The following is a 14,255-nucleotide window of genomic DNA, read 5'->3' on the forward strand; positions in this document are numbered from 1 at the left end:
CCAAGCTCCTTGTACAGTCTTTTTGTATTCTAATTCGTAAACGGCTTTATCCTGAGATACCTGCATGGAGTTTAACTCACAATAGTGATGGAGTTCACCTAGATTGTAATTGGAACATTTACACAGGAATGTTACTCTGATTGAAAGCGGGCATTGAAAAATTTGTGCCTTATGGAATATTTGTAGATGATGGGATAGTGAAATGGATGTGAACTTGTTCGCAAATTCTGCTTGGCGTCGGGTGCTGCCTGTTAAAGTAAATCGACATGAGCCCCATTTTATTTTTTCTTCTTACGTATCCGTATTTAAACGTATTTTTTTATCATTTTGCGTTTTGTTGTTCGCTTTTTGTTGCCCCGCGGCAAAGTTTGATTCGTTTGATATCACTTTTTCTTTTCCCAAAGCTTTTGCGGATGATCTGTCCTATTCCTACGATTCTTTAAATCGGGTTATCCAAGTTTCTAATAGTGCTTCTAATACAGCAATCATTTATCAATATGATGCTGCTGGGAACATTACCGCGCAAACTACTGTTGCTACGGACGCGCTAAGGATTACCGGGTTCTCACCAATTCAGGGCTTTGCGGGTGATAAGGTCAAGTTAATCGGGACTGGTTTCAGCACTACACCGAGCGCAAACGTGGTAACTTTTAATGGTGTAACTGCAACTGTGCTATCTGCCACCCTAACCGAATTAACGGTGGAGGTACCGTTGTCGGCTACTACTGGCCCAATTAAAGTGGTCACATCCGGTGTAACCGCAACTAGCGCTCGGGTTTTTACGATTGGCAGTGGGCCAAGGATCGTATCTTTTTCACCGCTTATTGCAGCTGGCGGGACTCTAGTAAATATCACTGGAACCAATTTTGAGCCAACCGCTTTGGGCAACAAAGTGCGATTTAACATATCTACAGCTGTGGTGTCCTCTGCATCTACGAATGCTATTTCTACGAATGTTCCGTCTAATGCTACGTCAGGGCGAATATATGTAACCACCGCAAAAGGAGCAGCAGTCAGCGCAGCCGATTTTATTGTTCCACCTAATGGTTATATTGCGAGCAATATCTCCTTTGGTGGACGTATCGTGACAGATGGAAGCTCGCTCCCTGTTAGTCCGTCTGCTGGCAAGGCACAAGTTGTGCTATTTGATGGCAGTGCCGGAGATTTCTTGGCGCTTGGCGTAAGCGGGTCATCCATTCCAACTACCTCCATCAAAATCTTCAAGCCAGATGGAACTTCATTGATCTCTAAAACGATCACAGCAAATGGCCAAGGAGTGCAACTTCCGCAACTACCAGTTACAGGTGTGTACGTTGTTGTTGTTGATTCAGGGTCAAGCTCCGGAAGCTTTAACCTTGCGATTTTCAAACCGATAAAGGCGACTCTGAAAATAAATGACCCAGCGATGACGGTCTCCTTTACCCCGCCAGGAAGACGTGCTCTCCTCAGCTTTTCAGGCACCCAAAACGGATTCATTAATATTGGATTGAGTGATATTTCATTGAGTTCTGGGACATTATCTGTTTTGAACCCGGATGGCACAACTTTATTAACGAAGAATATCTCACCAGGTGCTGTAGAAGTGCGCCCGCAGCTCCCTCAGTCGGGCGTTTATACGGTGGTTATAGTACCTACCGGAGATATCGGGGGCTCGTTAAACATTTCGGTGGGGTCTCTCGTGACAAATCTTGTCGCAGATTCCTCTGCATATGGACTAGCTGTGGTTGGACAGAATATAAGTGCATTAAATTTTAGCGGCATCAAGGGGCAGTATCTAACATTAAATATTAATGAAAATTATGACCCATTAACCCAGATATCCTGTCCAGCGGGTAATCAATCAAATTCATTGCGATACTTTAGCGTCTCTGTCTTAAGTCCAGATGGTTCAGTACTAACTACTAGCGCATCTACAGCTAATGAGCTTGTTGATTGTAGAGACCAATTTGGCAGCTCCACTGGCGGATGGAAAATTTCCAAGATGTTGAATCTAGGTCCGCTGCCTCTTTCTGGCGGCTACAAGATCCTCGTTCAACAGACTCCATCTACTGCCACCGCCTCCGGAACATTAAACTTTTCGCTATTTACACCTATAGCTGGCGTAGCAACCGTAAACGGAGGCACTTATGCCACAACGACGACGAAGCCTGGACAAGCAATAATTGAAAAGTTTAGCGCAACTTCAGGCCAATATTTAGCATTGAATATCAACCAGAATTCCGATCCGGTAACCGGTGTTTCTTGTCCTGCAGGGAACGAAGCTAACAAGATATATAGACCCCTAATTACTGTTTTTAAACCTGATGGCACTATATTGACTAGCAGCTCCGTGACAGAGTCTGAAACATCTTCCTGTACCTATGTTTCCGGTAACATTACAACGACAGCTCCCTCACGAATTCAAAAGTTAATGAATCTCGGGCCTATGCCTGTTTCCGGTACATACACTGTTCTCGTACAAATGGATCCTGCTTATGGCAGTAGCGCCCAAGTTTCGGGAACCCTAAACTTTTCACTATTTACACCAGTTGCAGGCGTGGCCACCGTAAATGGGGGCACTTATTCCACGACAACAACAAAACCTGGACAAGCAATAATTGAAAAATTTAGCGCAACTTCAGGCCAGTATTTAGCGTTGAATATCAACCAGAATTCCGATCCGGTATCCGGTGTGTCTTGTCCTGCGGGGAACGAAGCTAACAAGATATATAGGCCCCTAATTACTGTTTTTAAACCTGATGGCACGATACTGAGTAGCAGCTCTGTGACAGCGGCTGAAACATCTTCCTGCACTTATGTTTCCGGCAACATTACAACAACAGCTTACTCCCGGATCCAAAAGTTGATGAATCTCGGGCCAATGCCTGTTTCCGGTACATACACCGTTCTCGTACAAATGGATCCTGCTTATGGCAGCAGCGCCCAAGTTTCGGGAACCCTAAACTTTTCACTATTTACACCAGTTACAGGCGTGGCCACCGTAAATGGGGGCACTTATTACACGACAACAACGAAACCTGGACAAGCAATAATTGAAAAATTTAACGCGACTTCAGGCCAGTATTTGGCATTGAATATCAACCAGAATTACGATCCAGTAACCGGTGTTTCTTGTCCTGCGGGGAACGAAGCTAACAAGATATATAGGCCCCAAATCACCATTTTTAAACCTGATGGGGCGATACTGACTAGCAGCTCTGTGACAGACTCTGAAACATTTTCCTGTACTTATATTTCCGGCAACATTACAACAACAGCTTACTCCCGGATCCAAAAGTTGATGAATCTCGGGCCAATGCCTGTTTCCGGTACCTACACTATTCTCGTGCAGATGGATCCAGTTTGGAGTAGCAGCTCACAAGTTTCGGGAACATTGGGCTTTTATATTAAAAACTTGTAGTGCTGAATTTAAGTCCTACACCTAAGTTAGTTCTGTGCAGTTAAGGGAAATCGGGGAGATATTTCTAAAATGATTTTAAAGAATATAGCTGAGGGATTAAAAAGGATTTTAGGTTTTGCTGGCACAATCCTCCTTGTTATGCAGTGTTCGTTCGTATATTCGGATACAGAGAGTCTTCGAGGGTTTGCAACATTCGCCATCCCATCTCCACCGAAAGATGAATGCCAAACCGCGACCCAATTGCCTGACGGGCGTTGGATATTTGTTGGTGGAAAGCAAGATAGGCAGATCAAAGGTGACTTCTTCACCATTGATTTTCGCGAGCTTTCTGACCGAGCGAATTTAGCTCCATTGTCAGGACATCTTGTGTACGCCCGATGCGGACATACCACTACAGTGTTGCCTGACGGTAAGGTCCTGATTCATGGGGGGACAGACTCCAATGGAAATGTGGTTGAACCTATTGAGATTTTATCGCCATCGACGGGAGAAGTATCCGTCATTAATAGTAGTGGTCTCACTCCGAGAGCTTTCCACACCGCCACTTTATTGACTAACGGTTATTTATTGATATCTGGTGGAGAATCAAGTGGCCATGAAATTTTAAAAACGGCACAGCTACTTAACACGGACAGCCTGTTGGACAAGGGGCAGGTTATTAGTACAGTTGCGTCTTGGTCTAATCATCAAGCTGCTCTTTTGCCAACAGGCCAGGGTTTGCTGTGGGGGGGGCTGGGTCATAGCTCAAAGGAAAACGGTGATTTATATGAGCCAACTCTTAACACCTTTCGACATGTGGATCCATCTGACACGGTTTTTAACTCTCTTCTACTATCTGACACGACGCCACCTCAGGTCGAAGCAACAATCCCAACGGATAACACGACAGAGGTAGCGGTAGATTCACGAGTTTCCGTTCGCTTTAGCAAACCGATAGCAATGTGGTCGGTGACTGAAAACTCATTTGTAATCGTAGGGCCGTCAGGTATGGTGGAAGGAAAAGCTATTTCGGCTGAGTCTGGGCTCTTGGCGTTCTTCACTCCTTCTGCGCAATTGTTACCGGATGCAACCTACACAGTATTTTTGAAGGGGCTATTCGATAATTCGGGACACTCCCTCAGCTACTCTAAATTTAGTTTTCGCACGAAGGCCTACCCTGCAAAAAGCAATGTTAACCTTGCACAAGTATCAGAGTCTAAACGTGCAAGGTGTGAAAGTTTTAAAACTGCAAATAATTCAGATGCTTTTGAAGACTGGACTCCTGTCGAAACCCATCGCCACGGGGCTTGGCGTGTTTTAGGTGGACCAGATGAGTTTTGTTTGTCAATTAATAATACCGATTTGAATGAACCTTTAGAGGGGGGGGCTGGGGAAACTGCTGTTTCGGGGCGAGTATTGAAGCTGAACGGTAAACCACTGCCTAACGTTGCGATTAGCATCGGTAATCACAAAACCATAACTGATCAACATGGTCGATTTTTGTTGACAAAGATTGATCCTAGTGTCACTGAGCTAACTGTGGATGGAAGCAGTGTAAGCAGTGGATCCAGAAAATATGCGAAACATTACATACGTGTTGAATTGACCCCTAATAAAACAACATTGTTGTCGGAATCCATTTATCTTGCTCGATTAAACCCAGCCGATGATGTCGAAATATCCTCTCCTGCCGCTACCAATTTAACTATAAAAAATCCGAACATTCCGGGGCTGGAAATTCATATCCCTAAGGGAGCCATCCTTCGGACTCGAGACGGAAAAATAGTCACCAGAATTAATATAACGCCATTACCTTTAGATCGGGTTCCGTTCGCAGTACCGAGTGGCTTCCCAGTGTATTTCACCATACAACCAGCTGGTATGTTCGTTGATAACAGCGCAAGCGGCGGTATAAAGGGAATTCAAGTTGTCTACCCAAACTACCTTAATGCAGCTCCAGGTACTCGCGTTAATTTCTGGAATTACGATCCCACTGGAGCAGGTTGGCAAGTATATGGTGGGGGCACTGTCAGCAACGACGGTAAAAAAGTTTTGCCCGACACCGGGGTCAGTCAAAAAAATCTTATGGCATTTGGTTGGGGTTTGGACAATACCAATAATGCGCCTCTTGAAGGCCCGCCGCCCGGCGGATGCGTTCAGGGAGGTGACCCTGTAGATTGTGCGACGGGTCTCTTTTTACACAGCTCAACTGATTTTCAGATAGCAGACACAATTCCGTTGTTGATCCATCGTACCTATCGGCAAAAAGATCCGGTTTCTAGGGATTTCGGAATCGGGACCAACCATTTATATGGTTTATTTCTCAGTAACCCTACCACTACAGTGACTGCGCCTCCAAAAATTGATTTGATACTGCCAGATGGCGGAGCTGTTCGTTTTAATCAAGTATCTGGCACCACTACATCGGACATAATTTACAAGCACACATCATCACCGACAATGTTTCAAGGCGCTAAACTTCAAATAAGCGTAGCTACACACGCTTGGGAGCTTGCGCTCAAAGACGGTACTGTATTGATTTTTCAACCTCACGCACCTAACGCTTTAATTGGAGTTCGTGATCGGAATGGCAACTCCCTGACCATAACACGCGAGGCAGGCACCAACGGAATAACGCAGATTCTGTCCCCGCACGGACGTTTTTTAAGCTTTAACCGCGACTCGTCTAACCGCATTACGAAAATCACGGACAATACTGGTCGATTCACCACATATGAATACGATGCCAGTGGTCGACTTTGGAAAGCAACCGATGCCAATGGAAAGGTTGAGGCATATGAATATGATTCGTCGAATAGGATGACCAAAGTTACCGATAGGCGAGGAAAGATTATGGTCGTGAATGTTTACGACATTAATGGTCGCGTGCAGCAACAGACTCTGGCGGATGGTGCCGTTTGGCAGTTCGCATACACACTCGATGGAAATGGAAAGGTGACACAAACTGATGTAACGGATCCACGTACGAACGTAAGGCGGGCTTTCTTCAATTCAAACGGCTATTTAACTAAGGATATATTCGCTTACGGAAAACCAGAACAACAAATTTATTCATACGAACTTGAACCTGTATCAAATAACCGCCTCACCATTACCGACGCTCTAGGGCGGGTAACGAAATTTCAATACGATTACTTAGGAAATGTAACCAGTGAAACTTTCCTTTATGGCACAGCAACGCCAATTAAGCACAGCTTCGGATATGATCAAGTGTTCGGCCAATTGACTCAGTACACTAATCCCATAGCGAAGGTTTTCAAATACGGATATGACGGGAAAGGCAATCTCATTAGTAAGACTGATCCGCTAGGTCATGTTAAAAGTGTATCTCTCGATACTGAGGGGAAAATAACATCCCAATTAAACGCTATTGGGAATTCTTATAGTTTCACCTATGACCTTGGCGACTTATCTTCGTTTACCGACCCACTTGGGAGGACGATATCATTGTTCACAGATGGCGTCGGAAGATTGGTTGGTACAACTGACCCATTAGGCAATAATACTCAATATAAATTAGATAACTCAGATCGAGTTTTACAAAAAATAGACGCCCAATCTGGCATTACCTTATATACATACGATGAAAATGGTAATGTGCTTACCGTCAAGGATCCCCTCAATTCGATTTCACACAAATACTCCTACGACTCAAGGAACAGACCTAAAACCTACACCGATCCGCTAGGTAAAATAGAAACCTATAATTACGATCTTGGCGGTAATCTCACCAGTGTAATTGATCGTAAGGGGCAGACAACTTCATATACTTATGATTCGCTCAACAGACTCAGCCAGATTACCTATCATGATGGATCTACAATTAAAATTACTTGGGATTCTGGAAATCGAGCTACACAATTTGTTGATTCAGTAAATGGAACAATAACACGCACTTACAATGGTATTGATCAAATTACTCAAGAGGTTTCGCCTCAAGGTCAACTAGATTATTTGTACGATCTGGCGGGACGTCGAACAAGTTTAACAGTTGGCGGTCAAGCTAATCCCGTTACGTACCAATACGATAATGCGAACAGACTCGTAAAAATCGCACAAGGCAGTGTCACGGTAGGGTTCCAGTATGATGTAGCAGATCGTCAGACTGTTGTGACATTACCTAATGGGATTGCTAAAAAGTTTTCCTATGACAGCGCAAGTCAGTTATCCGGCATCGCTTACGACAAGGGAACCACCCGCATTGGAGATCTTGCTTATAAATACGATTTGGGTGGCCGCCGGATATCTCAGACGGGTAGTTTATCTAAATTGAAAATTCCTGTTTCAATAACATCTGCCACTTATGATGCTGCAAATCGTTTGACGAATTGGGGTGGCACAGCATTATCTTATGATAACAATGGTAATTTGATTAGTTATGGAACAAAAACGTATTCGTGGAATAGTCGAGATCAATTAATCACTACTAGCGATGGAGCAAGTAGCTTCTCCTACGACGCCTTAGGTCGCCGAAAAAATCGCTTAGTTGCGGGAGCAGGAACAACATATCTGCATGATGGGCAGAACCCAGTGACGCAGAACAGCACTTTCTTACTTGAAGGGCTAGAGCTTGACGATATTTACGCAAAGATAGAGTCTGGAGTTATTACCAGCTATGTCACTGATGGTTTGGGTAGCACGCTGGCGTTGACTGATAATGCTGGGAGCATATCTACTACATACACATATGGCGCTTATGGCAATTCAGGTAAGTCTGGCTCTGACGATACATCATTTCAGTATACGGGGCGTGAAAATGACGGTGCTTCTAACCTGAATTACTATCGTGCTAGATATTACAGTCCTGATTTGAATCGATTTATCAGCAGCGATCCCATAGGATTGAATGGAGGTATTAATACTTATGCATATGTCGATGGAAATCCGGTCAAATATATTGATCCGAATGGACTGGACGTAACAATATATGGTCGACCAACTAATTTACAAGGTGTATTTAGCTTTGTGAATAAGTCAGGGATAGACCACTGGTGGATGAAGACTGATACTCGAGAGGCAGGCATGGGGCCAGACAACGGCAAAGTGCCAGGACAAGAAGGTGGCGGGGATCTACCATTCATGCCAACACAGGTGGTTGACCATACGGGTGAATTTCAAATGCCGGGAGCACATGTTGTTCCGTACAATGGCCCTCCACTTGACGAAAAATGCGTAAATGATCACCTCAAAATAGGAACCCCAACTGGCCCCTTTATCCCATTCGCAAATGATTGCCATATATTTGTGATAGATGTCATCAGGGCGTGCAGCATAACTCCGAGGAAGCAATAAATGTCAAATATCTTGATTTTGATCGTACATACAAAAAAATAAGGGTTAGATATGCGATTTTTATTATGGACTTTGTCATTCGCAGCTTTTCTAAGCTCCATTTTTTTTGGTATGTGGGCTATGCAAGCGGCTTGGCTAACAAGCTTTGCTGATACCGTTATGGCTCATGAGTACAGCGTTAGATTTGGAGTTAGACTTTCAATGGCAGTATTATCGTTAATAGTGTCAATATTTTTATTGCATCGGTCGTCCAAAATAGAACGGCAGCGTAGAGAAGATGAAGAAATATAATATTAAACGTACTAGCTCTGGCTTGATCTGACAGTTTCCGATTTTATAAAGATCTCTCAGATTAGATTTGAGGTAAATTCTTATCAAGCCCAAATTTCATCACCCTCAAGTAATGTATTCAGTGGTGTTGGGCCACAGCACATTTTGCTCAAGTTAGTGGAAAAAGTGACGATACTTTTTTTAAAAGAAGAGTTTTTCAGCCCTTGGGAATGAGCCCTACAACCTTTGATCAAGAAAATAAGATCGTTAGTGGATTGGCAACTCGATATGCTGCGGGTCCAGAAGAACGAACGGGTTTGCAGTCGGAAGTTATTTTCAAATACATATGATGTCGCGATTTGGCAAAATGCCCTGATAAAAACGGCAAGTTAGTGTCATCGGCCAACCTAAAAAAGTTAACGACGGCTTATCAGCTATGAGACAGGACTAATACACCCTATGGGTATGCCCCTGCTGAAAGTCGTTTCACCGCAATGTCGCGCTTCACTTATCTTGCTACCAGCATGAACAACCGCTATCTCCACCGAAAGGATACAAGTTTTTTGGCGCGCGCAAAAATACATTCCATTCCGACTTTGATGTAGTAAATCTACCGCGACACGCGTCGTGACCAAACACTTTCGGTTGTGCAAATCCGTTTTTGGAAACCCAGCCCAAACTAAATTTTGCTCGGTATATGCTGGACTTTTCTATTGCATCACGAGGCTGCCAGACCATGAGCACCAATGCGCCCAACAATTCCAAATTGGCGTATCTAAAACTCAGACTCGACCATGCGTGAAATGTATAAAGCTAAGACGGAGAGGCAAAAGTTGGGAATCGAGGCATATAACGCAAAAAACGCTACGATGGCGAATGATTATCCAGGTCATATTGATCGCGGGTGCACTTTATAGTGGACAAAAATTAGTCGGGCCAGCAATAATCTGGGTTGACCACCTCATTCATGAGTTTGTTACAACAGATAAATCAAGTAACAAAAACCCGAATTAGGCAGGCGTGCCGGCTGCGCAACATCAGTTGCCTAGCATAGCTGCAAGGGCCAAATGTATTGCATAGGCATCGTGGTCGGCTCGATGGCGAGTAAGTCGTTGGAGCTTAAATTGGTGATCCAGGCAAACAGCCCAGCTCAGTTGAGCAGACGCGGGCAGTAATTCATGAATATGTCTAACCTCGCAGTCAAATTTACCTAAACAACGCAACCAGCGTGATTCCCAATAGGGATTATCAGAATATATGACAGGAGCGCCACCCAGTAGCGTCTTGAGCTCATAGTAGACGACGGAGACATCAATTCCGTGCTCGAGCAGAGAGGAGCGTTTAATACCGTGAATGGCTTGGCTTTCCAGAGACCAATCAATCCACCCCGTGCGAGGTTTGATCAGCCAATAGCGTGCCTCGCCATTGACAATCACGCCTACGCTTATGGGGTAACTACCGTCGGATAAGCTGCTTGCTTCAAAATCCAAAATGATCAATTGCATGCTTATCGGGGTCACTCTACCTCCGGACGGACACTATCGTAAGAAATATAGGCTGGCCACGATCTGTGGATCAACGGTCTTGCGATACCCATGACCGACAAGGATATATACCGTGTTGCGAGTGATGAACATGCAGTTTTCTTCGAAGCTTACCAGTACCGTTGTTTTGACATTCCATCCTTCCGACCACTGCTCCCGACTATCCCAAATCAAGTAGGTGGAAAACACTATGGCAGGCTGCACACCTGCGGCGGCGTATTGAGGACGAGACTCATTGGATATCGCTAAATCCCACCACGCCCAATCCTTCACCGCTCGGACGGCCTTGTTCGGGTAACGCGCAAACGCGAGCTCGATCATGGCGGGTAGACAAGAGTCATCTATCCCGAAATCACATGGCGTTCCCTTGCGGTAAAGCGCGTCCGCCACACCCTGGAGGGCGTCCATCGGTGCTATCATCTATAAAACCTTAGGCGCAAAGCCGTTGCAGGGTTAACAATTGTTGTTTAAACCGCCCGAACATATTGATGTTGGCTTCGTAGTAATGCGCTAACAACGAGCCTTGCGTTATCGGTGGGGCCATAGGCAATGCGCCGGATGGGACTGGCGTGCCTGTAAAATCCATTTGCAACGGGTTAATGGTGATGCTTGCAAGCTCACCCGGTAGAGCAGGATTGGAATCGTCAGCAACCAACACTGACGGCATCAGATTACGGCGCAGTGTACCTGTGTGGGGAATTTCCTCTATCACGCGCCCAGCATATTCGGCAAGGCTAGGTTCAGCCGGGACATAGAGATAGCTGTCGCCATGATGGATGCCATCGGTTCGCAAAATACGACCCAGTACCTGGCGAAAATGCAGCTCGGTTTTCACCCGAGTCAAGTGGCAACACACCCGCAGTCGGGGAATGTTAGTGCCTTCACTCACCATGCCAACCGAGATAATCCAGGGTTCGCTACTCGTCCTGAACGCGGCAATCGCCGCTTGCGGGGCATCGCCCATGTATGTCACCACCACTGCGGTGTCACCGGTACAGCGCTGTAAGCTGTCCGCAATTTTATAGGCATGTTCGACCGAGGCTGCGACAATCAGGCCAGCCGCATCGGCGTGATGCTTACGTAGGCTGCGCAATTTTTTGGCCGATTGCTCCAGCAAATAGGTCATCAGAGCCTCGTTTTCAATGACGTCCTGATAAGAGCAATCAGACTCTTTTAGCAGGTCGCCAAAGCTACTGAAGATTTTTTCTTCACCACCCTGGGTGGCGCGGATGCGATTATTGTCAACCAGCGTAATGGCGGGAGCGCGGCAGACATTATCCCTGACGGCCTCCTGCAAACCATACATGAAATCACAGTGAACTTTATCGTCGTGCGCATAACTGGCGAGGGAAATAGGAATGCGATCTGAGCGCCAGGGTGTACCCGTCAAGGCTAAGGTAAACGCCGCACGCCCTTGAATGCGGGCAATAATCTGATGTCCCCACGCGTTGGCATTGAACGGTGAATCCCCTGCACAATGGTGGATTTCATCAAAAATAACGAAGATGCGGTAACGATCAAACAGTGCCCAAAAACTGTCCTGTTGGCCCAGCATGGATTGGTAGGTCAATGACTGGCCTTTGGAACCTAAACGTCCATCCACGGGTAATTTGAGCTGCTGCTCCAAAGCGCTTTGAAAATCGGTGGCCACGATGACGGAGGGCGAGAAACACAGCACTAAATCAATTTTGTTTTTTTGAAGTAGCAGTGCTGCCAAGGTAGAGGCCATGCGCGTTTTTCCAGCGGCCGGTGTGGCAAGACACAGGAAATGGCGCTGTCCGCCGTGGTATTTCACCAGCGCGCTACGAATACAGTTTGACTGCCATTGACGTAAGCCCATGGTTAACCTGCGTCAGCGGCCAGCAAGCTTTCCAATGCTTTTACTCGTCCCAATAAGCGTGAACACCGTTCACGCGAGTCGTTGTAGCGTGGCTGCGCGATTGCGCGCAAATCCGGCAGCTCTTTGCAGATCGCCTCGTATTCTTCCATTTCACCCATCGCCGTCAGGATGTCAGCCTGGTGCACTTTTAATCGCTCTTTGAGACCGGCCAGCGGATCAAGCGCGATAGACATCTGGGCCTCGACCTGGGATGGAGTCTCTACGGGTTGGCATATGTGCAAGCGGGTAAATTGTTCGGTCAGACAGTACTGGGGCCACTGCCCGTCGACTTTGACACGTTCCATTAACCCCGCTGTCATTAGTCGTTGCATGTTGCGGTAGACAAATTGACGGGCTGCTTTTTTGGACGTATGCAAACTGGATGGTTGCTGTAGGTAAGTTTCCGTCAGGGCATCTACGGTAAATGTCAGGGTGTCGATAGTTTTCAGTACTTCCAGGAGTTCTGGCTTTAACGCAATCTCTTTCATGGGAACTATTATCATTTGTGCCGCGAATTTCGCGCCATTCTAGCCGCTCTCTATCATCACGGCAATGAAATCCTCTCCTTATTCACCTCACTATGAAAAATTACAAGCCTGGCTGAAAGAGCAGCGGGGAAAGAGCGGCTATTCGCAGCGTGAAGTATCTGACATCATGAATCGCCATCATTCCATTGTGGGCAAGATAGAGCAGCGCCGAAAGAAAATTGAGTTGTTGGAGTTTGTTAAATACTGTCAGGTACTGGGTGCAGATCCCCACGAAGGCCTGAGAGTGTTGATCGATTCCCTTCAAGATGATCAGTCATAAATTAACTCTGGTTGGCTTTTGCCTGCTAGTGAGCGCTCTTACGGAAGTATCCTTTCTTAACCAATCCCTCAAGCACCTTTATCAAGGCTGGCCTCGGCGCCCGGTATCGCTAACGCTGTGATAAGATGGCGGCCTTTACCAGGTTGTCTTCGGTGTGTGTATGTTGCTGTCCCGACAAAAATTGATTCTCGCAATGATTTCCAGCTTCGGCGGCAAATTGGCGGCTACTGATTTTCAAAAATATCTCTTTTTATTCACACAGCTGTGCGAAAAAGAAAAAAGTTTTGACTTCGTGCCTTATAAGTTTGGCTGTTTCTCCTTTCAGGCCATGGCCGACAAGCACAAGCTAACGGAAAAAGGATTTTTAAAAGAGAGTAATGAGTGGGAGCTGGCTGACAATAGCGATCTTGAACTATCGCGATTAGATAGGAGTGCGGTTGAAAAACTTGAAAAGTTTTCTGCCAAATTTAAACCTATCAAGGGTAAAAAACTGATTCAGCACGTTTATAAATCCTATCCGTATTATGCAATCAACAGCGAAATTGCATCAGAACATTTAACGGATGAAGAATTAGCGAAAGTCCATGAGGTGAAGCCAGTCAAACGCCGTGCATTGGTATTTGCCACCATAGGCTACGAAGGCTCATCAGTCGAAACCTATATTAATAAATTGATTCAACATGATATTCGAACATTAGTTGATGTGCGGAAAAATCCAATCAGCCGGAAATATGGATTCTCCAAAAACACATTATCGTCGTTGCTGGAACGCTTGGGCATAGAATACATACACATGCCATCATTGGGCATAGAATCAGCCGAGCGACAGGAGCTGCATTCACAGGACGATTACGACATACTCTTTAAACGTTATGAAAAAGATGTGTTAACGCGGGAAACACAATCATTACGTTCTTTGTATCAGTTATTTCAAGATAAAAAACGCATAGCGATAACCTGTTTTGAAAAATCGCATTGTCAATGCCACCGTAGTCGCGTAGCCAATGCCATCCAAGAATTAGCAAATAACAACATAGAGATTCAACACCTATAACAAGAGGGA

Annotated in this window: 8 protein-coding genes; 4 read left to right on the forward strand and 4 right to left on the reverse strand. The window is 45.5% G+C overall.

The window, feature by feature from the left end; genetic code table 11:
• The first annotated feature begins 202 nt into the window (after positions 1-202).
• Both U1F02_RS00895 and U1F02_RS00900 read left to right on the forward strand, forming a co-directional pair.
• Positions 203-3,400 carry an IPT/TIG domain-containing protein gene (locus U1F02_RS00895; protein WP_409988464.1) on the forward strand — a complete coding sequence of 1,066 codons (3,198 nt, stop codon included), beginning with the start codon at positions 203-205 and terminating at the stop codon, positions 3,398-3,400.
• A gap of 69 nt (positions 3,401-3,469) precedes the next feature.
• On the forward strand, positions 3,470-8,692 hold the full coding sequence (locus tag U1F02_RS00900) for an RHS repeat-associated core domain-containing protein (protein WP_409988465.1): 5,223 nt from the start codon (positions 3,470-3,472) through the stop codon (positions 8,690-8,692).
• Positions 8,693-9,999: 1,307 nt separating this feature from the next.
• On the opposite strand, the gene U1F02_RS00905 is transcribed toward U1F02_RS00900, so the two are convergent.
• The 4 genes from U1F02_RS00905 to U1F02_RS00920 are packed head-to-tail and all read right to left on the reverse strand — an operon-like array spanning position 10,000 to position 12,888.
• The gene (locus tag U1F02_RS00905) at positions 10,000-10,482 is read right to left on the reverse strand and encodes a hypothetical protein (protein ID WP_409988466.1); all 483 of its coding nucleotides are present in this window, start codon (positions 10,480-10,482) and stop codon (positions 10,000-10,002) included.
• Between the two features lie 18 nt (positions 10,483-10,500).
• A complete protein-coding gene (locus U1F02_RS00910) occupies positions 10,501-10,926 on the reverse strand; it encodes a DUF6957 family protein (protein WP_409988467.1) in 426 nt (141 codons plus the stop codon).
• Between the two features lie 10 nt (positions 10,927-10,936).
• Positions 10,937-12,346, reverse strand: a complete 1,410-nt coding sequence (locus U1F02_RS00915; RefSeq protein WP_409988468.1) for a DEAD/DEAH box helicase — start codon at positions 12,344-12,346, stop codon at positions 10,937-10,939.
• A 2-nt stretch (positions 12,347-12,348) separates the two neighbouring features.
• On the reverse strand, positions 12,349-12,888 hold the full coding sequence (locus U1F02_RS00920) for a hypothetical protein (protein WP_409988469.1): 540 nt from the start codon (positions 12,886-12,888) through the stop codon (positions 12,349-12,351).
• Positions 12,889-12,937: 49 nt separating this feature from the next.
• Between U1F02_RS00920 and U1F02_RS00925 the strand changes: the two genes are divergently transcribed.
• Positions 12,938-13,192, forward strand: coding sequence for a helix-turn-helix domain-containing protein (locus U1F02_RS00925; RefSeq protein ID WP_409988470.1), 255 nt, complete (start codon positions 12,938-12,940; stop codon positions 13,190-13,192).
• A gap of 160 nt (positions 13,193-13,352) precedes the next feature.
• Positions 13,353-14,246: a DUF488 family protein gene (locus U1F02_RS00930; protein WP_409988471.1), complete on the forward strand. Its 894-nt coding sequence runs from the start codon at positions 13,353-13,355 to the stop codon at positions 14,244-14,246.
• The last annotated feature ends 9 nt before the right edge of the window (positions 14,247-14,255 follow it).

This window comes from Cellvibrio sp. (genome assembly GCF_046347455.1).
Taxonomy (GTDB): domain Bacteria; phylum Pseudomonadota; class Gammaproteobacteria; order Pseudomonadales; family Cellvibrionaceae; genus Cellvibrio.

Bases quoted from the DNA above. Each gene is read 5' to 3' on its own strand.
- U1F02_RS00925 (WP_409988470.1), top strand. From the start codon at position 12,938: ATGAAATCCTCTCCTTATTCACCTCACTATGAAAAATTACAAGCCTGG.
- U1F02_RS00930 (WP_409988471.1), top strand. From the start codon at position 13,353: ATGTTGCTGTCCCGACAAAAATTGATTCTCGCAATGATTTCCAGCTTC.
- U1F02_RS00910 (WP_409988467.1), bottom strand. From the start codon at position 10,926: ATGATAGCACCGATGGACGCCCTCCAGGGTGTGGCGGACGCGCTTTAC.
- U1F02_RS00915 (WP_409988468.1), bottom strand. From the start codon at position 12,346: ATGGGCTTACGTCAATGGCAGTCAAACTGTATTCGTAGCGCGCTGGTG.
- U1F02_RS00920 (WP_409988469.1), bottom strand. From the start codon at position 12,888: ATGATAATAGTTCCCATGAAAGAGATTGCGTTAAAGCCAGAACTCCTG.
- U1F02_RS00900 (WP_409988465.1), top strand. From the start codon at position 3,470: ATGATTTTAAAGAATATAGCTGAGGGATTAAAAAGGATTTTAGGTTTT.
- U1F02_RS00895 (WP_409988464.1), top strand. From the start codon at position 203: ATGGATGTGAACTTGTTCGCAAATTCTGCTTGGCGTCGGGTGCTGCCT.